This window comes from Bacillus sp. FSL W7-1034, assembly GCF_038593365.1.
Taxonomy (GTDB): domain Bacteria; phylum Bacillota; class Bacilli; order Bacillales; family Bacillaceae; genus Bacillus; species Bacillus altitudinis.
On the sequence record NZ_CP151989.1, the window covers coordinates 815,930 to 840,908 of the forward strand.

General features: G+C 39.7%; 21 protein-coding genes. 16 read left to right on the forward strand and 5 right to left on the reverse strand.

Features of this window, described 5'->3' with window-relative positions; genetic code table 11:
* The first annotated feature begins 21 nt into the window (after positions 1-21).
* The 5 genes from NST73_RS04040 (at position 22) to NST73_RS04060 (ending at position 4,998) form a co-directional block, all read left to right on the forward strand.
* Entirely contained in the window at positions 22-1,209 is a 1,188-nt protein-coding gene (locus NST73_RS04040; RefSeq protein WP_342499407.1) for an MFS transporter, read from the forward strand.
* A gap of 190 nt (positions 1,210-1,399) precedes the next feature.
* A complete protein-coding gene (locus tag NST73_RS04045; RefSeq protein ID WP_342499408.1) occupies positions 1,400-2,230 on the forward strand; it encodes a DNA alkylation repair protein in 831 nt (276 codons plus the stop codon).
* Positions 2,231-2,471: 241 nt separating this feature from the next.
* Positions 2,472-3,041 carry a hypothetical protein gene (locus tag NST73_RS04050; protein ID WP_024720260.1) on the forward strand — a complete coding sequence of 190 codons (570 nt, stop codon included), beginning with the start codon at positions 2,472-2,474 and terminating at the stop codon, positions 3,039-3,041.
* Positions 3,042-3,072: 31 nt separating this feature from the next.
* Positions 3,073-4,347 (forward strand): hypothetical protein, encoded by a 1,275-nt coding sequence (locus NST73_RS04055; RefSeq protein WP_058336517.1) that lies wholly within the window; start codon positions 3,073-3,075, stop codon positions 4,345-4,347.
* 369 nt (positions 4,348-4,716) lie between these two features.
* A complete protein-coding gene (locus NST73_RS04060; RefSeq protein WP_017366847.1) occupies positions 4,717-4,998 on the forward strand; it encodes a hypothetical protein in 282 nt (93 codons plus the stop codon).
* Between the two features lie 56 nt (positions 4,999-5,054).
* Here the strand turns inward: NST73_RS04060 and NST73_RS04065 are convergent, their stop codons facing one another.
* The gene (locus tag NST73_RS04065; RefSeq protein WP_342499409.1) at positions 5,055-6,563 is read right to left on the reverse strand and encodes a helix-turn-helix domain-containing protein; all 1,509 of its coding nucleotides are present in this window, start codon (positions 6,561-6,563) and stop codon (positions 5,055-5,057) included.
* Positions 6,564-7,263: 700 nt separating this feature from the next.
* Between NST73_RS04065 and NST73_RS04070 the strand changes: the two genes are divergently transcribed.
* The 4 genes from NST73_RS04070 to NST73_RS04085 all read left to right on the forward strand — a co-directional run bounded on the left by NST73_RS04070 (position 7,264) and on the right by NST73_RS04085 (position 15,482).
* Complete coding sequence (locus NST73_RS04070; RefSeq protein ID WP_342499410.1) at positions 7,264-13,416, forward strand: SpaA isopeptide-forming pilin-related protein; 6,153 nt, start codon at positions 7,264-7,266, stop codon at positions 13,414-13,416.
* 21 nt (positions 13,417-13,437) lie between these two features.
* A complete protein-coding gene (locus tag NST73_RS04075; protein WP_216895767.1) occupies positions 13,438-14,040 on the forward strand; it encodes a class D sortase in 603 nt (200 codons plus the stop codon).
* Positions 14,033-14,359: a hypothetical protein gene (locus NST73_RS04080; RefSeq protein WP_216895769.1), complete on the forward strand. Its 327-nt coding sequence runs from the start codon at positions 14,033-14,035 to the stop codon at positions 14,357-14,359. Before NST73_RS04075 ends, NST73_RS04080 begins: the two co-directional genes overlap by 8 nt.
* A gap of 310 nt (positions 14,360-14,669) precedes the next feature.
* Positions 14,670-15,482 carry a leucine-rich repeat domain-containing protein gene (locus NST73_RS04085; protein ID WP_203144193.1) on the forward strand — a complete coding sequence of 271 codons (813 nt, stop codon included), beginning with the start codon at positions 14,670-14,672 and terminating at the stop codon, positions 15,480-15,482.
* A gap of 40 nt (positions 15,483-15,522) precedes the next feature.
* On the opposite strand, the gene NST73_RS04090 is transcribed toward NST73_RS04085, so the two are convergent.
* The 3 genes from NST73_RS04090 to NST73_RS04100 all read right to left on the reverse strand — a co-directional run bounded on the left by NST73_RS04090 (position 15,523) and on the right by NST73_RS04100 (position 16,841).
* Positions 15,523-15,837, reverse strand: a complete 315-nt coding sequence (locus NST73_RS04090; RefSeq protein WP_007496650.1) for a multidrug efflux SMR transporter — start codon at positions 15,835-15,837, stop codon at positions 15,523-15,525.
* A complete protein-coding gene (locus tag NST73_RS04095; RefSeq protein WP_003217798.1) occupies positions 15,838-16,182 on the reverse strand; it encodes an SMR family transporter in 345 nt (114 codons plus the stop codon).
* Positions 16,183-16,262: 80 nt separating this feature from the next.
* Complete coding sequence (locus NST73_RS04100) at positions 16,263-16,841, reverse strand: TetR family transcriptional regulator (RefSeq protein WP_144668014.1); 579 nt, start codon at positions 16,839-16,841, stop codon at positions 16,263-16,265.
* A gap of 174 nt (positions 16,842-17,015) precedes the next feature.
* On the opposite strand from NST73_RS04100, the gene NST73_RS04105 reads away from it, so the two are divergent.
* From NST73_RS04105 to NST73_RS04135, 7 genes are all read left to right on the forward strand, one after another.
* Positions 17,016-17,564, forward strand: a complete 549-nt coding sequence (locus NST73_RS04105) for a VanZ family protein (RefSeq protein WP_144680207.1) — start codon at positions 17,016-17,018, stop codon at positions 17,562-17,564.
* The gene (locus tag NST73_RS04110; protein WP_024720270.1) at positions 17,561-18,025 is read left to right on the forward strand and encodes a DUF6884 domain-containing protein; all 465 of its coding nucleotides are present in this window, start codon (positions 17,561-17,563) and stop codon (positions 18,023-18,025) included. Before NST73_RS04105 ends, NST73_RS04110 begins: the two co-directional genes overlap by 4 nt.
* Positions 18,026-18,175: 150 nt before the next feature.
* Entirely contained in the window at positions 18,176-18,805 is a 630-nt protein-coding gene (locus NST73_RS04115; protein ID WP_039167979.1) for a rhamnogalacturonan acetylesterase, read from the forward strand.
* Positions 18,806-18,958: 153 nt separating this feature from the next.
* Positions 18,959-19,999, forward strand: coding sequence for an NAD(P)/FAD-dependent oxidoreductase (locus NST73_RS04120; RefSeq protein ID WP_024720272.1), 1,041 nt, complete (start codon positions 18,959-18,961; stop codon positions 19,997-19,999).
* 75 nt (positions 20,000-20,074) lie between these two features.
* A complete protein-coding gene (locus NST73_RS04125) occupies positions 20,075-21,679 on the forward strand; it encodes an AraC family transcriptional regulator (protein ID WP_342499411.1) in 1,605 nt (534 codons plus the stop codon).
* Between the two features lie 111 nt (positions 21,680-21,790).
* Positions 21,791-22,717, forward strand: coding sequence for an ABC transporter substrate-binding protein (locus tag NST73_RS04130; RefSeq protein ID WP_024720274.1), 927 nt, complete (start codon positions 21,791-21,793; stop codon positions 22,715-22,717).
* Between the two features lie 12 nt (positions 22,718-22,729).
* Positions 22,730-24,445: an ABC transporter ATP-binding protein gene (locus tag NST73_RS04135; protein ID WP_041090731.1), complete on the forward strand. Its 1,716-nt coding sequence runs from the start codon at positions 22,730-22,732 to the stop codon at positions 24,443-24,445.
* A gap of 55 nt (positions 24,446-24,500) precedes the next feature.
* Here the strand turns inward: NST73_RS04135 and NST73_RS04140 are convergent, their stop codons facing one another.
* Entirely contained in the window at positions 24,501-24,827 is a 327-nt protein-coding gene (locus NST73_RS04140) for a YnfA family protein (RefSeq protein WP_017358827.1), read from the reverse strand.
* Between the last annotated feature and the right edge of the window lie 152 nt (positions 24,828-24,979).

Below are 24,979 nucleotides of genomic sequence, written 5' to 3' on the forward strand. Positions count from 1 at the left end.
GCCCAAAGGAGAAACGTCACGATGCAAAATAAAACCGTTGTCTATTTACTTGCTTTAGCAGCTTTTTTAATCGGAACGATCGAATACATCATTACGGGCATTATTCAAATGGTCGCACATGATTTACATGTCACAACGTCTACTGCTGGCTTATTGGTCACATCTTTAGCACTTTCGGCCGCAATCGGTGCACCGATTGTCATCGCACTAACCATCAATATGGACCGCAGAAAAATATTAACATGGACGCTGATCATTTTTATTTTAAGTAACTTCATCACAAGTATCAGCCATTCGTTTGAAATGGTCATGATCACAAGAGTTTTACAAGGAATCAGTGGGGGAACGGCGATTGTAGTGGCGATGGCGGTTGCAACTCGTCTTGTAGAACGGGAAAAAAGAGGAACAGCGATTGGCATCATTTTAATGGGATTAAGCAGCTCCTTGGTTTTAGGCGTTCCAATCGGGACATTTCTAAGCAGTATGATCGGATGGAAAGCATTATTCGCAGCCATTGGAGTGATCACGCTTATTCCGCTGATTGTGGTGTATAGGCGGATCCCTTCTATGAAAGAACAAGAGCCGGTGACGCTTCGTATGCAATTATCGATTTTAAAAGACAAGCGTATATTACTTGCAGTGGCAGTCACGTTATTCTATGTAGGGGGATATTCCACGTTATTTACCTATTTAACGCCCTTCCTGCAAAAGTCAGCCAACCTAAGCATCACAGAAATCAGTGGCATTTTGTTACTAGCGGGAATATGCAGCTTTTTAGGATCAAGCCTTGGAGGGATGGCAGCAGATAAAAAAGGGCCAATCTTCACGATTTTTTCTGGCATCACTTTGCAAATCATGATGCTCATGCTACTAGCATTTGTCACAGGGAATCTCGTGGTCATGGTGGCTGTTATCATGATATGGATGATCGCAACATGGAGTACATCACCAGCTCAGCAGCTATATCTAGTAACCCTTGTTCCGAAATCTCCTGATATCGCATTAAGTGTTAATACATCATTTATTCAATTCGGATTTGCTTTAGGCTCGGGGTTAGGGGGGATTGTGTTAAACGGAACCTCTGTATTGAACCTAAGCTGGCTCAGCGCCGGTACGGTTTTCCTTGCGTTACTCATGACCATTCTCATGGTGGCGTTTGACCGATTTTCTCAACATAAGCGTTTGAAGGTGATCGAGCAAGGAAGGTAACTTAAATTCAATTTTGTATGGAAGGGACTACTTATTTCGGGTAGTTCCTTTTTGATTTGAAGAATGCACCAGTAAAGTTGTTTATTTGATACAATAGGGGGCAATATCCAAAGATTGAAGGCATTCATATATTTCTTTTAAAAACGATGAATATCAAACAAAAGCACCACTAGACGAGGAGAGAAAATAAATGCAAATAAGCGAAGAGATCATCAATCGAAAAGGTGCTCGAAAGGGGACTGATATCCCTCATGACGTCTTGTTCCTTTTGAATCAGGGAAAAATAGAGAGTGTGAATTTAACTGAATGGCTGGCTGTCAATCATATGACGTTATTACGTCATGTTTTGCCATCCGTTGGTTTAGACCATCATTTAGACGGTTTAACATCTAAGATCACTCAACAAAAGGCTGAGTCTGGAATGAAAGCAATTCGTCTCATCGGTCAATTGTTAGATGAATGGCTACAGAAAGAGAATGGGGAAAAACAAGCGGAAGTGCTACAGGCATTTACTCACCATGTATCTGATAGCGTCCGCTGTTGGGCTGCTTATATGAACAAACACCGTTTATCAACTTTGGAAGAGAAATTGGTGTACATTCAGCCATTTGCAGCTGATCATCATTTTGGAGTTCGAGAAATTGCGTGGATGTCAGTGAGAGAAAGCCTAACGGATCAGCTCGATCAAAGTATAGAACATTTAACAGCATGGGCTAAAAGTAAAGATGAAAATATTCGCCGATTCTCAGTAGAAGCTATTCGCCCAAGAGGTGTTTGGACAAAGCATATTGAGTCATTAAAACAAGAGCCAATGAGGGCACAGCCTATTCTAGACTTGCTCAAATCTGATCCATCAACATATGTTCAAGATTCTGTAGGAAACTGGCTCAATGACGCTAGTAAAACACAACCAAATTGGGTCATAAACCTGTGTGAACAGTGGTTAAAAGATTCTGATACAAAAGCAACCAGCAGAATTGTCAAGAAAGCCAAAAGAACGATTGTGAAGGGGAATTTTTAAACACTAATATGAACTGATTAGACAGTCCATGAAAATGAGTAAGCAGTCAATTCAGCGGTTTGAGAATAGGATTAAACCCATAGAGGCAAGCGAAAAAGTAAAGGGAATTACTCTTTACTTTTTTCGTGTGTGAAAAACCAAATTCACAATAGAAAGGAAAAATATTGAAACATTTTTCCGGTAAAAACGTAGTACAGGTAGAGCTTTTATTAGAACCAATAGAGAAGGAGAGGAGTATTGTATGGAACAAGTAGCACTGAAAAAGATGAGAACAAACCAATTAGTCACATGTAATTTAATAGCTGGCATCATGATCGTGACGTTTTCAATCTTTTTTCAAATCTTACATATTCAATTAACTCATTTGTTTTTTTGTCTAGGAATTGTCATGCTCTTTCAAAGTATTTTAGGATTCTTTAAAAGGAAATCAACAAAATCTTTCATTCCCATTTTTGAGCAGGTAGCTATTTATGAAAAAGAGAAGTTAGGAAAAGAGTGGGAGAAAGAACAGAGAACAGAAAATATTTCGAGAGTAGTATTGAGTGGTCTGATGTTTTTTCAGTCATTTAGCTTCCGAGATGTAACGAACCCATTCTTTGAAATACAACCTGCATTTCTATTTTTCTTAGTGGCTATGTTTCTAGTTATTATGAATGTAAGCATGCTTTTTCGCTTTAGAAAAATTGATCGATCTACTGAGGAACACGAATTAAAAGGGTATACAAAGGAATCAAATATGATGGGTTTGGTTTTAGGCCTTTTATCAGCTATCATCCTATTCGGCTTTATCATTATTTTCGTCCTTCCATAAGATAATCACTTAACAGATTGAGGTGAAACAAATGAATGAAACTCTACAGCATCTAATAGATGATACAAGAAAGAAGTTCGGCTTAGATGATTATCGTTTAAAAAACTACGAGTATTACCGAAATGTGAATATGTTTAATGAAACAATTTATAAATTGTGTATGGAATGGTTTCCTCCACATGAAACGGAACCTGTGGACGAAGATTTAAACCCGGATGGCACAGCCGTGATAGAAGTGAATTTGAATACAGGAAAGGTTGAGAGTGCTGTTTTTGTCATGGGTAAAACATATGCAAAGGAGGGTGTGTGGTTTGATAGCGGCCAGAATGACGCCATCAAATGGATTGAACAAGAAACAGGGTTGATATATGGAGAGCACTTTCACTTGCATAAGGAGGAAAAAGGGGAGCTTATTTTTGAGGAAAAAATTGCTGGTGTACCAGTGACCCCTTCGGGCATGATTGATGTGAAATGGGATGAACATGGACAACTCATTTACTTTGTTCGTCACGGCCCATTTGTCTCAATAAAAAAGCACAGGGCTGAAAAATATACGCTGCTCATTGAGAAGATTGAAAGCTTAGCCCTTCAGCAAGTGCAACGAATCGAATGGCCTTCCTTTGATCAGAATAAAATTCGTCCAATTTATGCGTTAGAAGAAGTGTATGTAAAGAATGATGGAACCGGAATCCTCCCGTTTGAAGGTACGATACAGGAACATCAATGTCTCAATATCAACCAAATCATCAAATGGGATGAACCAATAACTGAACCTTTTGTAAGAAAGGAATTAAATATTCAAGAAGACATCTCAGATGATCAAGCCTTTTCAATTGAACCCTCACCAGATACAATGCCAATAACAGAGGAAGAAAAAGATAAGTGTTTGAAAGCAGTTCAAAACTTGTTGAGTCAGGAATATCCTAACGACACTGGAAAATGGGTTTGCATTTCTCTTCATCGTGATCATTACATTCATGCAACAGTAAAAGCAAATAGACAAGAGAGAAGCTTGCTTACAGATAAAATCTTGATATTCATTGATGCCCTTACATTTGAAGCCGTTAATTACATAGATAGAAAAGAAATGTTTAAGGAGTGTGGCATGTTGGATGAACTCCAACCTCCTGGTAAAATCACCATGACAAAACAAGAAGCCTTCGAAAAATTAAAAGATCGGTTAGAGCTGACCCCCATCTATGTATATGATTTTACAGAAAAGCAGTATGTCTTATGTGGAAAACTAGATTGTCATGATGGAGTGGATGCAGTGAGCGGGGAAGTCATTCCTTTACAGGATATTTGAATTGGCACTTTACGCTATTGAAAGAACAGTCAGTGCTGTTCTTTTTTTTGTCCCATCTCCCTCTTTTTTGCAGAAAAATGGAATTTTGTAGCAGGAAGTTGTCGTTTCATCACGAAAGAAAACAGGTAAGAATATGATCATAGGTCCATTGTTTGAATTCGTGGTGGAGTCAATGAGATGACATAGGAAACGTTATACATATTGAACATTCGTGACAGTACAGTCGATCTACAGTTCATGTCTAAAAAGTGAGTGATCATGTCTCAAGCCGTATGCGAAAATACGTGTACCGAGATCATATGATGAGTTGGTTCCGTTTGTTTTTAGGTGAGTTTGAAGCCAAGTTAGAAGAAAGTGAGGATATCTACCTTGAGTACATTGGAAGTGTTTCGTCAGTTTTTGGTTGACCATTATCCTGCGTTACAAGATGAGCTTTGGCTGAAAGATGTTGATACCCTTCGAATCTCTCCTATTCTTCATCCTTTTCTGAAAAGCAAGCTGCCAGATGGGATTGAAAAATTCACTTGTGTCCTATTCACGCAGCAAACAGATCAAACCACTGCCCCGCTCAAAGTATACCTTCTATTAGATGAATATGGGCAATCGCTCTACGCCATTGATTTGATGAATGAACAAATCGTGCTTCATTAATACAGAACCAAAAAGCTGCTTGAGAATGTCTCAGCAGCTTTTTTTTATGATGAACATTAGTTTGTCATATCAACCAATCTTCGGTGTAAGTTGTCCAATTCTTTTTTTGTTGGAAAAGAGCTGATCAGCAGCGTAGATCGACCGAATTGAAGAGGAAGCTCAGTATCGGTCACAATCATATCAACCCCAAGTAGATCCATCGTGACATCATTTAACGAATTTTCTGGACTTGTGAAAATGTGAATGAGAGGAGGCACGCTTAATTTAATTAAATCAGCAATAAACAAACTATGATAATAACCTAATGTTGAAATAACAAAAATGTTCAGCACGTTTCTCCGTTCCATCTCCAAATGAACAAGCCCTCTCCAGGAAGATGTAATGATACGAATCAATTCCCGTTCATTTTTCACAAAAGAAGCAAGGATATCGTCTGTTTTTAACTCTTGGATGATATGACTAATCCTCGAATAGAAGTAGGGAAACTGTTTTTTCACCTCTGATAAATAGCTCGATTTCTTTTTGAAAAGGAATCCATCTCTCACGGTAATTTCATTGGAATACACATAATATTGGAGAAGAACGAGTGTCATCACCTTACGATTTGCTATTTCTTGATGAAAAATCGACTCCAACTGGGTGATAAATGAATGAATGGCATCATAGAGGCGTGGTGTATGCGACTGAAAGAACGTCAATTTTTCTTCGACAGTTTCAATTGATTTAAAGTGTCCAATAGCTGGTTCGATCAATAGCAAAAAGACAAATTCATGATGATCCAGCGTCACATCAAATACGTCTTTGGCCATTCGGCAGATGTGCTCTTCCCATCTTCTAATTTGATCATAGATTCCTTTAGCCGTAGAGGTTTGTTTTTCTTCAGTTATTGAGTATGTATATTTACGGCTGATTGTAAAACCTTTTCGCATTCGGTGAATGGAAACGCCGAGCCACAGGCAGTATTTATCTATCGCCACATCTGGCACATTGACTTCAAGCACCTGAAATAGCTCCTGTAATAAATCAACTGCGTCTTGCTTTGGAATATCATCGAATGGCCAAAGCCGGCTTCCATACACTTCAAACAAAAATTCAACAAAGAATTGACGAATCTCCTTCTCATTCCCATGAAACTGCATACTATCTGGACGTAACTCAATTTCATAGGATGTAAGGATCGAGTTGATTTTATGAATCGTGTTATACAGTGTGGATCTACTGATATTAAGCGTGTCCATCCATTCATAGAAAGATCTGTTTTCTTCGAAAAAAATGCCGTCAATCAATCGGATTTCAATCGTATCTTTTAAAATTTCTTTAATATAGTAGTCCACTCGAATCGTCTGCGTATTACAAATGGAAATGCCTTGTCTTGGCTTTATGTGGATTAACGGCTCTCCATTCTCTGTTTGGAACGATTTCATTTGTTCTAAATCGCTTTGAATCGCACGAACCGAGCCGATATGTTCATTCGATATCTCTTGAAGGCTCCACCACTTATTTTTGGATACAAGCAATTTTAAAATGTTTATCCATCTCTTTGATTTATTATCAATGAGCTCCATCAAACAACTAACTCCTTCCTTTGACTTGCCTCTATATATTATGAAGTTCAGATGAAGAACATTTGAGCTCAAAATAGGCATGAAATGATTGTAATGTTTTGCCTAAATCGTTTTGTCTTCACTTTTGACGATAAAAGAGAAAAAAATTAGACGAAAACAAATGTTATTCGCTGATTCTCCATATTTTTCTTTTAAAAGGTGATAAGTATGCCATGAATCCTATAAAAATGGATCATTTTGTTTATTTTTTTGCTGCTTAAACGGTAAATGTAAGAATAAAAAGCATCGGCTTTTTGATTACCATATGGAAGGGAGTAGAAGGAATGCGATCTATATGATGCTGAACTATCTAACCATACATACCATATGAGTCATGCTTGTTTTATATGAACGTTCTATATGTGAATACATGCTTATATATGCATGTACTAATCATTTGTTGTTCGTTCCAGTATAAATAGAAAAATTCACATGTCTTCTTTTCATGTTCCCTCTCACTATTCCCCATTGCTATAGACCCCTATCCAGCTACTATATCTACTACTCATGATGACCTTTCAAACTCATGATTCATCAACTCATTTTATTCATTGGGTCTTAAGGTGCAATTTTTAGAAAAATTTGATCAGAAGCGGAGTGATTGATCAGACAGTATACAAATGATTTTTTAATCGTTGTTGAAAAATAATTGTAGAAAAGGGTGGATGTATTGAAAAGAATATTGTCGGTGGCACTGATGACCATGTTAGTCATACAGTCTATTATATTAGGAATCTTGCCTTTAGCAGGGGCACAAGCTAAAGTCATTCAAGAGAATATTTATGGGAATATTGAGTTTGCTGATAGCGAAGGAAACAAGTTATCAAGCATAGAAGATCAGCAAGTTAGAAAGGCCATTGTGCATTGGTCTATTAAAGGAATTGATCTCAAAAAGCAATATCCTTATATTCTCTCTCTTCCTTCAGTCATTCAGGTAGAGAAGGAGCAGAAAGAACTCATTACTGTCGATGACATACCTGTTGGTGAGTATACCGTTTCGAAACAAAATGAAGTGACAGTAACATTCAATGAGGATATTGAGCTTGATCCGAATTTAGAAGGATCTATAGATATTGACGTCACCAGTATAGCTGAGAAAAAAGAGAAAACAAAGCAAAACGAGCGTGAAGGAAATCTTTCAAAAGATAATTCAACCTCATCGGAGAAAGACAAAGCTGCTAACAATCAAGAAAATGTTCAAAAGACACAAAGCGATGAAGATGAGTTACTAAAAAACAAAGTGAACGTGTCTAAACGTGTAGGATTGCAAAGTGTCTCAAAACAAATGACGATCCAAGAAAATCTTCTCACTGATGCGCAATTGATATTTGAAGATCAAGAAGGAAATTCAGTAGAAAGGCCTGATATCAACTCACTGATTTCCATTAACTATAAGTGGGCCATCCCGAATGGTCATAACTATAATGGCGGCGATGAATTCCATTTCAAGGTTCCAGAGGAATTAGTCATTTATGAAAAAATCGATCGTCTCGAGATGAAATTTAATCAATCGACCATCGGTTATTTTTCTGTAGATGAAAGCGGAAATGCCTCCATCGAGTTCACAGATTTTATTAAACAATATTCAAATATCCAAGGAACACTTCAAGTATGGACACAATTAGATAAAAAAACAGTGATCACTGAAGAAAAAGAAGTGGTGATTACCCCGATTGAAGGCAAAGATACGATATCGATCCCGATTCAATACATTCCAAATGGTCCAAATGTCTCTAAAAAGGGAGAACCCAATCGATCTTACAATGCTGAAACTATTCAATGGACAGTCGATTTTAATATGGACTTAGATGATGTGAAACAAGCGAAACTGTTAGATCCGATTCAAGAAGGTCAAGCGTTAAAAAAAGATTCAATCAAGCTTTATCGTGTAGATACAAAACTAAATGGTGAAACATCGATTGGACAGCTGCTTGACGAAAACCACTACACAATCGGCCAAACAGCAGATGGTCAAGATTTCACGATTGAATTTAAAGATGACGTGCATCTCGCTTACCGTTTAATGTATGAAACGGACATTACGAATCAAGATCAGTCTGCGTTTCGTAATAAAGCGTCCCTTGTTTCTGCTGATAAAGTGATTAGTTCAGCAGAAGGAACAGTGAATGTGACAAGAGGCAGTCCTTTAAATAAAAAAGCCGCCCACTACGATCCAGTCACACAAACGATTACTTGGGAAATTCGGTATAACTATAACGAAAAAAAGCTGGCTCAAAAGGATGCTTTGATAGAAGACTTCTTTAACGGTACACAGGCACTAATATCTGACTCAATTCAAGTCAAAGAAGTCACAATTGATCAGAACGGCAACGAAGCAGGAACAAAAGCATTTGAAAATTACGTGGTTCAACCTCAAAAAAAGGATGAACAAAACGGGTTTACCTTGCAATTCAATCAAGATATTCAATCGGCTTATCTCATCACATATCAAACAAAAGCAACCGAGCGGATTTTCGAAGCTGAAGAGATTATCAATACTGTAACAGCTGGTAAAGAGAGCAAACAAGCGAAGCAAAGAATTGATCAGCAAATCCTAACGAAAAACCACGGAACACCGAATTACAAGAACAAGACCATTCCATGGCATATCACCTTTAACAAAGATCAACAAACCATGAACAACGTGATATTAAAAGATACGTTCACAAACGAAGGATTGACGCTGCAAAAAGATAGTTTAAAAGTGACGACAGGTAATACAGTGCTTGAAGAAGGCACAGATTATCAAATCGTTGAACATGCAAATGGATTTGATATTCAATTTACGAAAGAAATCAAGACAGAACATACCATCACATATACAACGTCTTTTGATTATGAAAAAAGAGCAGATAAAGATCAAAAGAACCTACGTAACCATGTGAAACTTGAATGGGTAAATGAAGATGGCAAGGATTTGACGAAGGAAAATCAATCTGTCTTTACGCCTGACACATACACGCAGTCAAATGGATTCAAGAACGGAACATATGATGCAAAGAAAAAAGAGATCACATGGAATATTGGTGTGAACTATAATTTGAAACATCTAGAAGAGGCGAAAATCGAGGATTTCATTCAAGGAAATCAGCGTTTGCTTAAAGATTCAATTATCGTCTACTCGCTTGATTTACAAGGCGGGGAAAATGGTGCGGAAGAAAAAGAGGTATTAGCGAAAGAACATTATGACATCAAATTCCTTGAAAATGAAAAGGGAGAATCAGGCTTCGAAGTCATTTTCAAACATGCCATTGATTCCCCATACAAAATCACGTATCAAACAAGTGTTGAAGGAATGGATTTAGTACAGAAAACCTACGAAAATAAAGCGACCCTTTATGATGGAAAGACGAAAGAATCAGATGTGAATGCTGTGGTGTCCATTCCAAATGGAGGGAAATACACGAGCAAATCAGGAAATCAACAAGGGAAAGTCATTGATTGGAAACTGAATATCAACTTTGGTCAATCAACAGTCCAAGATGCGACGATTATAGACCATCCGAGCAGTAACCAAGCCATAATAGAAAACTCATTTCATCTGTATTCGACAACAATAGATGAAAAGGGGCAAGTGACCAAAAAGGAAGAGCTGGAAAAAGGGAAGGATTATGAACTAGACCTTGAATTCGATCCAGATTCTTTTCAAATCAAATTTAAAGAAGAAATCACGAGACCCTATATTTTAGAATACCAATCTCTCATTTTAGATAAGGTGGGAAGTACACTTCAAAACGAAGTAACGTTTAGAGGTGAAAATGTAAAAGAAATCAAAAAGGAATCCGAAGCCTCAATTGTGGTCAAACGTACCGCTGGCATGGGAGATGGCACAGGAGCGATTGGCGCTTTAACCATTCATAAGGTAGATGCGAGTAGTGGAAAAGCGCTAAAAGGAGCAAGCTTTTCACTGACAGATGCTGCGAGCGGTATCGTCATTGGAACAAAGACAACAGATGAAGAAGGAGCTCTTCGATTTGATCGTCTTCTGTATGGTGACTATATCGTGACAGAAGAGAAAGCACCTGATGGTTATTTGAAAACGAAGGAACCGATCAATGTCACGATTGATCAGCCTTACGAATCAGGAGATCAAACGAAAACAGGAAATAGCATGACGGTGCAAAACCAAGAAATTCGTCAGCATGTGAAGCTCACGAAAAAAGACAAAGAGACGGGTACGGCATTAGAAAATGCAGAATTTGAACTGAAAAATGAATCTGGAGATACCGTCCAAACCCATTTGAAAACGGATGAAAAAGGAGAAATCCTTTTCAAACATCTTGAGCCAGGTTCCTATTATTTTGTTGAGACAAACGCACCGAAAGGCTATCAATTAAATCAGCAAAAATGGCCGTTCACCATTAAAGAAAATCAAACAGAAACAACGGTTGTCACCGCAGTAAATGACATCATCAAAGGCTCTGCTGAATTGAGCAAAATAGGTGAAGGCGGAGAGAGACTAGAAGGTGCACAGTTCAAGCTCTTAGATCAAGATGGGCATGAGCTAAAAGGTTCGCTTGTCACAGGAGAAGATGGCAAGATCACGATCAACGAACTAAGACCGGGTACGTATCAGCTCATCGAAACAAACGCACCAGACGGTTATGTATTAGATGAAACACCCATCACATTTGAAGTACCATTCGATCCGAAAGAACCAGTCATCATTTCACAAAAGAACCTCTATGAAACAAGTGGATTAGAAGTGATGAAAGAAGGAGAAGATGGCAAGAAGCTTCAAGGTGTTCGCTTTGAAATCACGGATCAAAATGACAAAGTGGTACGTAAAGATTTGACAACAGATGAAGATGGAAAGCTTTTGGTCGATCACCTCAAACCGGGCAAATATCAGCTTGTGGAGACAGAGAGTATTGATGGTTACCAAAAGAAAAATAAACCTTATCCGTTTACCATCGAAATCGCACAAAAAAAACCGGCAGAGATCAAAGTGATCAATGATCTCAAAACTGGAGCTGTCCAGCTCACGAAACTCGGTGAAAAGAATGATGTGCTTGAAGGAGCAGAATTCAAGCTTGTAGATGCAAATGGAAAAGAGATAAAAACAGGTCTTGTCACCGATGAGAACGGGAAGATCATCGTCAACGATCTGAAACCTGGAACCTATCAGTTTGTTGAAACGAAGGCGCCATTCGGTCATGAGCTTGACGAAATACCTGTCACTTTTGCTATTCCATTTAACCCTGAGAAGCTGGTCAGTGTGACAAAAGAAAATAGCCGCACAACTGGCGGAGTGCTGTTACACAAAAAAGGTGAAGATGGGAAATCATTAGAAGGGGTTGTCTTTGATCTATCTGATGCCAAAGGAAAGATAGTGGCAGGAGGAGAAGGGATTACAACCAATCAGGATGGAAAGATTACCTTCACAGGTCTAAAACCTGGAACCTATCAATTTGTTGAAAGAAAGAGTCTTGAAGGCTATGAATTGAGTACGAAACCACTTGTCTTTGAAGTTGAATTAGGTCAAAAAGACTTGATTCAAGTAGAGGCGATCAATCAGCTCAAGAAAGGTTCTGTAGAACTCACAAAAATAGGGGAAGAAAAAGAAAGATTGAAAGGCGCAGAATTTACACTTTTCAATGACGATGGTAAAGAATTGATGTCAGGTTTAACAACCAACGAAAAAGGCATCATCACTGTCAACGATTTGAAACCAGGCGCTTACCAATTGGTTGAAACGAAGGCTCCTTTTGGACATCAACTTGATGCAGAACCAGTAGACTTCAAGATTGATTTCAATCCAAATCAACTGGTGAAAGTGACAAAAGAAAATATCCGGACGACAAGTGCTGTGAAGCTTGAGAAAAAAGGGGAGGATGGTCAATTGCTCGCTGGCGTGACCTTTGACCTGATTGATGCGCACGATCAGCGTGTGAAGAAAGACTTAAAGACAGACAAAAACGGTCAACTGACAGTCGATCAATTGAAGCCAGGAACCTACCAATTTGTTGAAACAGCAAGCATTGCCGGCTATGAATTGGATCAGACACCTGTCTCATTTACGATTCGTTTAGGTCAAGACAAACCAGCAAAAGTAGAAATGATCAACAAACTGACGCCGGGAGCAGTGGAACTGACCAAAGTGGATGCTGAAGGACACACGCTGGAAAACGCAGAGTTTGCTCTTCAGAGTAAAGACGGGAAAACGTTGAAGAAATCACTTGTAACGGATCAAAAAGGAAAGCTTCACATCAACGATCTAAAACCGGGAGAATATCAATTCGTTGAAACGAAAGCGCCTCACGGCTATGAATTAGATGATCAGCCGATCCGGTTTACGATTGAGAAAAATCAGCAGAAGCCTCTTCAATTAACAGCGAAGAATCACTTGATTTTAGGAAGTCTGCGTATCATAAAGGTAGACCAGCAGACAGATAGAACCTTAAAAGGTGCAGCCTTTGACATTCGTACAAAAGCTGGGAAAACGATAAAATCTGTGACAACAGGAAAAGACGGAGAAGCCATTGTTAAAGGGCTTAAACCTGGTGATTATACACTCACAGAGACGAAAGCTCCAAATGGTTATGTAGCGTTAAAAAAACCACTCGCTTTTACAATTCAAATGGGCGAAGTGGAGATCAAGACATTGATTGTAAAAAATGCTCCAATGAAGAATGAAGAGGATCACACAAATCCTCCAGCTTCAGATCAAGGGGATCAACATCCGCCTCATGACTCAAACGGTGAATTGCCAAAGACTGGGGAAGAATGGCTACGTTATTTGATGTATGCAGGGATTTTACTAGTAGTGTCTGGAACTGTTCTTCTTGTTGTCAGAAGAAGAACCATTCAGTAAAAGGAAGGAACGAGTATATTGATGAAAAAAAGAACCTTATTAGGCAGCTTTTTGGTGGTCGCGGGACTAATGCTCATCTCCGTTCCTTTTCTATATGAGTGGCGAACTTCTCAGGAGACAGCAGCCATGGAACAGGCATTGAAAATGATTGAAGAAAATGACAGTGATGCCCTTTCTTCTATTCCACATTTAACAGTGTCAGAAGAAGACCTGCGAGATACGATGGAGCTTGAGATCCCGTCAATTGATTTAAACGAAAAAGTGCTTCCTGTTACAACAAAAGAAAATTTAGGTATTGCACTGACTCAAATCAAATCTCATCAAATGCCAGGTGAAGGAAATTTCACGATTGCAGGCCATAGAGGGTATAGAGGCGACCGGCTTTTCCGGCAGCTGCCAGAGGTGCCTAAAGGAGAAAAAGTCGTCTTACATCATCAAGCAGAAACATACGAATACAAAATTGTCAGCTCAGCTACGATTGAACCGACGGATGTGAATGTACTAAAGGATCGCGGGAAAAATGAACTGACATTAATCACTTGTACTCTTGATGGCCAGAAACGATTTGTCTTAAAAGGAATACGAATCAATGCTTCAAAGGATAAGCAACCGTCGGATGTATAACACCAACATAATAGATGATGGGTATGCTGGAAAAGCAGCGTTCACGACCGACATGTTACACCAACTGTTAGTAGAGCATTATCCCACTTTAAAAAACGAACGTTGGGATGTGGATATAGATACAATTCGGACTTCGCCTATTCTTCATCCTTTATTAAGAAGAAAGATTCCGATAGGTATTGAAAAATTCACCTGTGTTTTGTTCACGCAGCAGACAGAGTCCTTTGGAGAGCCTTTGATTGTGTACTTTTTATTGGATGAAAAAGGCGAATCGATTTACACAATGGATCTCTTGCTTGAGCAGCATGATCCACATTAAACAAGAAATAAAAAAGGAAGGTCTTTGATTAACGGGTACGGTTTTAAGGTGGGAAAATTGTATTAGTCATATAATGAGGACTCTAATTCGTATATGAATTGGAGTTCTTTTATTTGTTTATATGAAAGAGTACGAGCTATCGTCAAGACCTGTGCAGAATATATGGAGTATAGTGAAAATCGTTGATATGTTGTTGCTCCATATTTTAGATGATAAAGATTTTATAAATCGGAAAGAATAATGTTTTGACTCCAAACTTCTGATAAAATTCATTTAGATATCCATCATTCGTAGGTGTGGAGGTAAAAGAATGCTCAAAGAAGACCCTGATTATATTTTTCGTCATGATGCCCAACCAGAAGTTGTTCATGATTTAGCCGATGTAGATGAAAATGCCACCGAGTTGTTAATCACAGGAAAAACAAAAAATATTGAAAGGTTGAACTCTTTTTCTAACCTCACGACATTGTGGATTTACAAAGTGAGCCAAAAGGAATTCAATACGATCTTGAGCTTAGTTAATCCCAAAATGCTCTATATGCGTGAACTGAGAGTAGAAGATTTATCAATCATCAGTTCTCTTCAAGATGTTGAGGTATTGGCACTTGAATGGAATACAAAGGCACAAAGTTTATGGGATCTATCAAAAAACACTTTTTTAAAATCTTTATCCTTAACAGATTTTTCAAAGTTGAATGACATAGCCCCTTTGCAAAAAAACACTGGTTTAGAATGGTTGCAATTGTCAGGCGGGATTTGGAATACATTAAATTTAAATACTCTACAACCTTTAAGATACCTTAAGAATTTAAAATATCTGTGCTTATCAAATATAAAAGTGAAGGACGAGTCTTTAGAACCAATATCGGCATTAGAGGGACTCAAGGAGCTTGACATTTCAAACCAATTCCCGACAGAAGAATACGCTAGATTATCCGTAACCCTTCCAAATACGAAGTGTGATCGTTTTGCACCATACATCTTTTTATCAAGTCCTATTGTAGATAAAGATGTAATGGTAATTGGAAAGCGGAAACCGAAATTAAATTCAAAAGTCGATGGGAAAAAGTTGCAAAAATACGAAAAACAATTTAAAGCGTACCAAGAAAAGTATAAAAATTAACTTAAAAAGCAATGGATAATCTATTCCATTGCTTTTTCTATTACGCAAACAACTTCAGCCCAACGACGCCAATCACAATCAGCAGCAAGCTGAGGATACGAATCATGTTTTTCGGCTCTTTAAATAGAATCATATTAAACAAGACAGAACCCGCTGTTCCAAGTCCAATCCAAACCGTATAGGCAACGGAGACTTGAACGGAAGAGAACGAGGCGTACAAAAACAAAAAGGATAAGGCAAATCCGCCGACAAATAAAATGCCTGTCGTGAGTTGCTTTTTCTTACTGAACATATTGAGACCAATGGTTCCGCCAATTTCGCAGGCAGAGGCCAACAGTACAAAAAACCAGCCCATTTATACCGCTTCTCCTTTCTGCTCATGTGCATCTCCATCAGACACTTTCAGTCCAATAATTCCGAGAATTAAAATGCCCATAAATAAAAGCTTTTCTAATGAAAATGAACCGCCGAACAGCGCATAATCCATCAAAGACGTACCAATCGTTCCAACTCCGGCAAACACGGCGTACACAGTCCCAGTCGGCAGCTTCTCGCAAGCTTTCATTAAAAAATAAAAATCAACCGGGATCAGGCAGATAATGATCGCCCACTCCCACACAGCATCAGCTCTATTTAAACCAAACACCCAAAGTAATTCAAATAAACATGTGAGTGCAACATACATCCAGCTTTTTTTCATCGTATTTCCTCCTAAAACTGAAAAATGACGATTCGTCATTTTGAAGCCAAAAAAGAGCGTACAGCAAGTGCTGTACTAAGTTAAGGTGTCTCTATGCCGAGTGCGTAAAGAAGGAATTGCTTGACCTCTTGCTTTTGAATCAGAACCTCTTCTGTATCTGTTTCTGTAAATAAGTACATTTGCTCAGCTGATGATTCAAGTAAACCGATAATGAATTTGGCTGCATATTGACAGTTCAGATTCGCACGGACTCTTTTGTCCCGCTTAGCTTTTTCTAAAAAAGCAGCGACCCATTTGTAAATCGGCTCATAAATATCTTCCCATTCCTTTAAATGCTCGGTGGCAGCTAAGCCTGAGTAGGTGAGGGCAAGGACATCACGGTATTGCCTTGTAAAAGCGAAAATGAATTCAACAAGCGCATCTGCTTGATCGAGGACATCTGCATGCTGAGTTAATTCCTTTTCGATCGCAGGCACCATCTGTGCGATCAGATGTTCAGCGATGGCAGGCATGACAGACAGCTTTGAAGGAAAATATAAATAAAAAGTTCCTTGCGCTACTCCTGCTGTTTTCACAATATCCGATATGGTCGTCTTTTCAATTCCCTTCTCTTTAAAGGCATCAATCGCAGCAAGCATAATTTTTTCTCGTTTTGACACAGGATCACCGACCTTAAAATGACTGAATGTCAGTCAGTTTAGCGGAAAAATGACGATTTGTCAATATGGGTTTCTCGTCATTGAATAGGAGAATAAGTGATGAATAGATGCGGGCAAGCCTGAATAAGCTGTAAATATGGTCAAGCATGATGTGAGAAAGGGGCAGCTCTCCGTATGACATTCAGTGCGATGTTTTCCATGACTTATTTTCTCTTGCTCGTCCCGCTCTATTTACATATGAGATACAGACAGGCGAAAAAACAAAAACGATTTATCTATTTACGAACTGAAATCGTTCTTGCCTGTCTGTTTATGTATACAAATGTTTTATTATATTTGACGGTCTTTCCTAATCGTTTTTCCGCACCAAGGGATCAGGTGAGTGTCAACCTCATGCCTTTGCAGTCCATTTATCAAAATCTCCATGCCTATCATCATGGCTATCCCAATCTTGTTTTTTTAAATTTGGCAGGGAACATTTTGTTATTTGTGCCACTTGGTTTTTTTCTTTATCAAGCATTCCGAACCTTGCGCTCGCAAAAGGCGATTCTTGCTGGCTTTTTCTTGTCAACAATAATTGAAGTGCTTCAATGGATATTCTCGCAATCTGGTATGATTACAAGAAGCAGCGATATTGATGATATTCTCTTAAATACACTTGGCACAGCGCTAGGTTGTATGTTGTATCGGATGTATCAACGAAGGAAGGAGAAAATCAAGTGAAGCGAGTTTGTATCATTCCATGTGGGGCGAAGAAAATGTGGGACGTCCATCCAGAGGCAGGGAGCCAGCCGGCGAACCTCGTTTATTTAAGTCCGCTGCATCAGCGTACGAAAAGCTATGCCCGAACGTTCTTTTCAGACTACCTAATCATTTCAGCGAAGCATGGATTCTTAAAGGCAGATGATATTATTCATGAAAATTATGATGTGGCTTTTGGTACACCGCATACTGATCAGATAACAAGAGAAGCACTAAGTCAGCAATTTCATGAAAAACATCTCACTGCATATGATGAATTAGTGATACTAGGTGGAAAGAAATATCGAAAGGTAATCGATCCGTTATTACTTCCTCATCAGACAGCGATTTATCCGCTGGCTCCATATAAAGGAATTGGCTATATGCTTCAGGCGTTAAAGCAAGCCGTTGAGACAAAAGTAGAACTTCCGCCGCATATTTAACGTATTCACATCTACCGGTAAGCAGGGTTTTGATCATTCAAAAGAGAATGAATGAAGTAGCGATGCTGATTGTTTCATATCTTTTCAGCAGCCACTTGGATGTCCGCATCGCTTATTAGAGTGGCTATATGAAAAAGGGGGCGTATGAACATGACAACCATCTATTTAGCTGGTGATTCAACCGTTTCATCTTATCCAGATCGTCCTGTTCAAGGAGGATGGGGAGAGTTTTTACATCGCTACACAGCGCAGGGTGTGAGCGTCGACAACCGCGCAATCGGTGGAAGAAGCTCAAAAACATTCATTGAAGAAGGACGGCTTGATAAAATATTGGCTGACATTCAGCCTGGGGACTGGCTGTTTACACAAATGGGGCACAATGATGCTTCAACGGAGAAGCCCGAACGGCATACAGATCCTTTCACAACGTATAAAAGCTATTTGTCTCAATATATTCACGGAGCAAGAGCGAAAGGAGCTACACCGCTTTTATTAACGCCAGTCGGCCGCTTTCATGAAAAAGACGGAGAATATATCAATGATTTCCCTGATTACTGTGCCGCGATGAAAGAACTAGCTGATGAAGAAGAAGTCCTTCTTGTAGATTTAAATACGGCAAGCCTTCAGTTTTATCAAATTTCCGGCATAGAGAAAACGACTTCTTACTTTATGCTGTCAACAGGCATAGAGGATCGCACGCACTTTACAAAAGAAGGAGCAGATGCGATTGCAAGGCTTGTTTCGCTGGAATTAAAGGACCTTGGATTAACGATTGTGTGATGGATGACAGGACGAGAAAGCGCTCGTCCTGTTCTTTTTTTGCAGAAAGCTATTGATTCCCTTCACCAGAGTAGACTACAATAGGTACATATGATAATGAGAATCAATATCACTTATAAATAGATCAATCGATGAAAAAACGGAGGGACTCAAATGACAGATCAGCTTGAATTGTTTGACGTCACCATTATTGGCGGCGGTCCAGCAGGAATGTACACTGCCTTTTATAGCGGGATGCGGGATTTAAAGACGAAGGTACTGGAGTATAACGAAAGCCTTGGCGGAAAAATCCTCCTCTATCCTGAAAAAGTCATATGGGATGTGGGTGGTTTGCCACCAACAAGAGGTGAACAACTGATTCAGCAGCTAGAAACGCAGGCGAAAACATTTGAACCAGAGATTGCGTTGAATCAAAAAATCACGCAATTCGAGCGGGATGAGAATGGTCATATCCTGCTGACGGCTGAAAATGGCGATCGTCATTTGACAAAGACCCTCATCTTAGCCATGGGTCACGGAATACCAGTTCAGCGAAAACTTGAAATCGAGCATGCAGACCGTTATGAAGTAACAAATCTTTATTACACCGTACAGGAACTAAAGACGTTTGCAGGGAAGCGGGTGGTCATCTCTGGAGGCGGAGATTCAGCTGTTGATTGGGCAAATGCCCTCGTTCCAATTGCTGAAAGTGTGACCGTTGTGCATCGTCGTGATATGTTTGGCGGACATGAAAAAAACGTCGCCAACATGAAAGCATCTAGTGCTCGCATTCTCACACCGCATGAACTCACAGAGCTTCATGGTCAAGGTGACAAAATTGAAGCCGTCACCATTCAGCACTTAGAAACAGGCGACATCGAACGAATCGAAACCGATGCTGTCATCGTCAACCATGGCATGAAAGGTGATTTAAGTGTTCTATCAGAATGGGGACTCAAGCAAGGTGAGTGGGGACTCATCGAGGTCAATGAAAAGATGGAAACCAATTTACCTGGTGTCTATGCAGTTGGCGACTTATGCACACATAAAAGTAAAGTGCGTTTAATTGCCGGTACGTTTGTTGATGGAGTCAATGCACTCAATAGCGCAAAGCTATACATCGAACCAGAAGCAGAAAAAGTAGCGTACGTGTCTTCACATAATGAACGCTTTAAAGAGAAAAACAAAGAATTACAAACGGCTGGAGCGCGATAATCACCATTCAGTCAGACATTGAAGTGCTAAAATGGTTTATTTTAGCACTTTTTTATATGGAAGGAGAAAGAGAAAATGACCGCCTATACTCATACAATTCTTCGCATGAAAGAAAGCAGTAAACGATCTCTTTCTGTGAAACAAACGGACTCATGGCAAACATCTTCACTGATGTTCTTGACTACGGACGGTGCGGTGAGACTTGACATGGAAGGAATTCGATATGAGCTAAACGCCAAAGACAGTGTGTTGATCCGCTCAGGAATAGATGTCATGGTTCAATCTTTATCGAGCGAGCAAGTGGTGATCTATACTGTCACATTTGACCAATTCACTCTGGCACAAGATGCACAAAATGAATTGGTCTATAAGGTGAATCACGATAATCTCCCTGATAACGGGGAAGTGGTGAAAGGCTCTGCCGTCCTTTTTTCTTACATCAAACAAATACAGACGAGCCAAATCATACAAGAACAGGCGAAATGGCTGGAAGAAATCATGTTCATTTTCCGCAAACAATCCAAGCCATACAACGAAAAAGTGCATTATTCGATTAACATGATCTTGCAGTATATGGCTGAGCATTATGATCAAAAACTAACAAGAAAAGACTTAGCTCATAAGATGGGGTTTCATGAGAGTTACTTTTCTACCTTTTTCAAACAAAGTATGGGGATGAGTGTGACAGAATACATTACACAAATTCGAATAGACGAAGCCAAAAAACGTCTTCTGCAAACAGACGATCAAATTCAAATCATAGCACGGCAAGTCGGGTATGCAGACAGTTTATATTTCAGCAGGAAGTTCCGTCAAAAAACAGGGAGAACGCCCAGTCAGTTTCGAATGAACCGAAGACCAGAGCGTATTGCTGCTTTTCAATTTGTCGGGTCATTGGTTGCAATAGGCATTGAGCCTGTTTGTATTGACGAAGAAACCTATCTCCATTCAGATATACTGAAAGAACAACTGGCCGGTTCGCTCGTCATAAATGAACATACGCCTGATGACGTCTTTAAATCACTTCAATTAGATGTCATCATCGTCCCTAACTATTATTATTCAAAACCTGCATTGATCAAGCGGTTGGAGCAAATCGCACCAGTTCTTGTTCTGCCATACGTCGGTCATCATGCTGTACAAGAGGTACTGTCTATAGGACGCCTTTTAGGAAGAGAAAATGAGGCAAACGATTGGGTGAAGCGATTTGAACAGCATAGTCAACAGGCAAGAAACACCCTGTCTTCCTTTAGAGAAAAAGGCGAGACCGTTGCAATCTATGAAATGAGAGGACATGACAAAGTGTATATGTGGTCCTATGAGGCAAGAGGGGCCTTCTATCTTTACGAAACGCTTGGCTTAAAACCTCCAAAAGCCATATTAGAAGAAGTTCTTCTTCCTAATCAACATACAGTCATTCCTTTAGAGAGACTTGGAGAATACGAGGCGGATCATATGTTTTTTATTGTCTCTGACCAATATGGGTGGTATAAGCAAATGGACAAGCGAATGGAAGAAAGTGATGTTCTTCGTCAATTATCGGCTGTGAAAAATGGTACCTTTTATCCAGTAAAACTGGAGGAGTTTCGATTTGATGAAGGAGAGCGTGCACTTCTTTTGATGGACCGGTTTGTCTCTCAATTGACACAGCCAGCCTATCCAACAATTGTCCATATGTAAGTTGCGAGAATCCTCCATAGACCACTATGGGTGAGGTTGATAGAATACATGAGACTAGTAATTGATAACTATTCTCATTTGTAGTGGTGAAAATGAAGGAGGAATATGGAGATGAAAAAGACGTATTGGATATGTGCTGTCATTCTTCTAATGATATTGACGGCTTGTGGCAATAAAGAACAAGCCAAAACAGCAGAATCAAAGCAAGAAACGAAAACGGTTGAAACAGTGAAAGGAAAGATAGAGATTCCAGCTGAACCTAAACGAATTCTCGTAGATGGATATTTAGGGAGTGTGATTGCACTTGACGTTCAGCCTGTGGGATCGACCACGCAGGATTTAAAGAACGTACACTTAAAGGACAAGATAAAAGGAATAGAGGACATCAGTGACGAGCGTTCAGCTGAAAAAGCACTTAGCTTAAAGCCTGATCTGATTATCACAGCAGTACAGGATGAAAAAGTCTATGATGTGTACAAAAAAATAGCGCCTACCATCGTGTATCCTTACGGTTCTTTCAAAGATGCACATGAAGAATTGACGACGCTGGCAAAAATTTTAAATAAAGAAGAGGAAGGAAAAGCATTCCTCACCGCCTTCGATCAACGAATCGAGGCTGCTAGGAAAAAAGTGAAGTCTGCTTTAAAAGAGAATGAAACGGTCTCGATCATGGGCGCTTTTAAAAATGATGTCTATGTATATGGTAACGGAATTTATCGAGGCGGGCAGGCATTATATCAGCAATTACAGGTAAACCCGCCAAAACAGGTCAGAGATACGATTTTAAAAAGTAAGACAGGGTATGAAGTCATTTCTTATGAAACCCTTCCTGAATATGCAGGAGATTACATTTTCATTGATGAAAGCAACGGCGGAACATTTGATAAAAACAATTCTATTTGGAAGAGTCTAGAATCTGTCAAAAAAGAGCAGACCTATCAAATGGATACAGAGTTCTTCTGGCCTTACGATCCGATTGCAGTAGCCAATCAAGCGGAAGAGTTTGCTGACATATTGACAGAAATGTCTGATCGGTAGGAGGTCTGTCAATTGTTAAAGCGTTTCTTCTCATACTACAAACCATATATGGGGCTGTTTATATTAGATTTTTCCTGTGCGGTACTGGCAGCCTTACTCGAATTATCCTTTCCCCTTGCCATCAGTAAAGTGATGGACGATTTGCTGCCAAATGGTGATTGGGATGCCATTTGGTTTTGGGGCATTCTGCTCCTCGTTTTATACGTGATCAGTTCTACGATGCATTATGTCGTGACCTATTTTGGGCACAAATTAGGCATTAATATAGAAACGGATATGAGGAATCAGCTATTTTCTCATGTGCAAAGAATGTCCTTTCGCTTCTTTGACAAAAAGAAAACGGGAAAACTCGTGTCCCGTATGACAAATGATTTAATGGATATTGGTGAAATTGCGCATCATGGCCCGGAGGATTTATTTATCGCTATCATGACACTCACGGGTGCCTTTGGCTTGATGCTGTCGATTAATTGGCAGCTGGCAGTTCTCACATTTATTGTCGTTCCATTCTTGATCGGATTATCCGTCTACTTTACGAAAAAAATGTCTGCTGCTTTTGATAAAATGTTCTCGAGTATTGGTCAATTCCATTCACGTGTGGAAAACAATATTAGTGGCATACGGGTTGTGAAAGCATTCGGAAATGAATCACATGAAATGGACCGATTTATTGAACATAACGAGCAATTTAGAAAGACAAAGCTAACCACATATCAAATGATGGCTGTGCATACCGCTGTCAGTCATTTTCTTATTAAGAGTGTGACAGTGTTTGGCCTTGTATGCGGCGCATGGTTTGTGTTGCAAAAAAATATGACGTATGGGGAATTTGTGTCATTTGTACTATTAACAGGCATCTTCTTAGGACCCATTCAACAAATCAATGCAGTCATTGAAATGTATCCAAAAGGTGCAGCGGGCTTTAAACGATTTGCATCACTCATCGATCAATCGCCAGATGAAAAGGATGCGGATGATGCCATTGAAGTTGATCAGTTAAAAGGGGATATCGTTTTTGAGCACGTGTCTTTTCAATATGAATCAGACAAACCGGTTCTTCATGACATCAATCTTGAGGTGAAACAAGGAGAGACCATTGCGGTCGTAGGTCCCTCTGGTGCTGGGAAATCGACGCTTTGCAGTTTGCTGCCACGTTTTTACGAATGGCAGGAGGGTACCATTACAATTGATGGCATAGAGACAAGAAAGATGACACTGCCTTCGCTGCGGAGACAAATTGGTGTCGTCCAGCAAGATATTTATTTATTCCATGGGACCATTCGAGAAAACATTTTATACGGAAAACTCGATGCATCTGATGAAGAAGTGTGGCAGGCAGTGGAGAAAGCCCAACTGAAGGATCTTGTAAATAGCTTGCCAAATGGGCTTGATACGATCATCGGTGAACGCGGAATGATGTTATCTGGCGGACAAAAACAGCGTATCTCTATTGCACGTATTTTCCTTAAAAATCCGCCAATTTTTATTTTAGATGAAGCCACATCTTCTCTGGATACGGAGACAGAATCCTTTATTCAGGGCTCACTTGAAGAACTATCTGAAGGACGAACCACGTTTATTATTGCGCATCGCCTAGCGACCATCCAGCATGCTGATCGGATTGTGGTTTTAACAAAAGAGGGCATCAAGGAGCAAGGCAGGCATGAAGACCTGCTGGAAATGGACGGGATGTACCGGCGTTTGTATGAAACACAATTTAGAATGTAAAAGAGGAAAAGCCGGTATATTGCCGGCTTTTTAGCGTGTGATCATCATCCGACCATTAACTGCGGGGGGCAAATAACATCACACTGACACCAGCTAAACAGATCAAAGCACCCATCCAGTCATAGAAATCAGGGGTTTTGCGATCGACCCACCAGCCCCAAAACACAGCGAGAACGACAAAAACACCGCCATAGGCCGCATAAACCCGCCCAAAGGTCGGGAACTGCTGGAATGTAGGGATGACGCCGTAAGCGACCAAGATGAGGCTACCTGCGATTCCGTAGCTGACGGGTTTTGCTTCACGCAGCCACAGCCAGACAAGATAACCGCCACCTATTTCAGCCAGACCAGCTAATAAAAAAAGAACAATCGTTACAATCATTTTCGGACACTCCAGTTCTCCAGTTTCGTTCTATTATGACATGATGAAAGGATGCGTTCTACCTGATATAAATTGAGAGCCTGACGAGAGTTTGCTAAAATCAACTGAACAGTGAATGAAACACATGGATTCTTGACTTTCCTTGAGGCGAG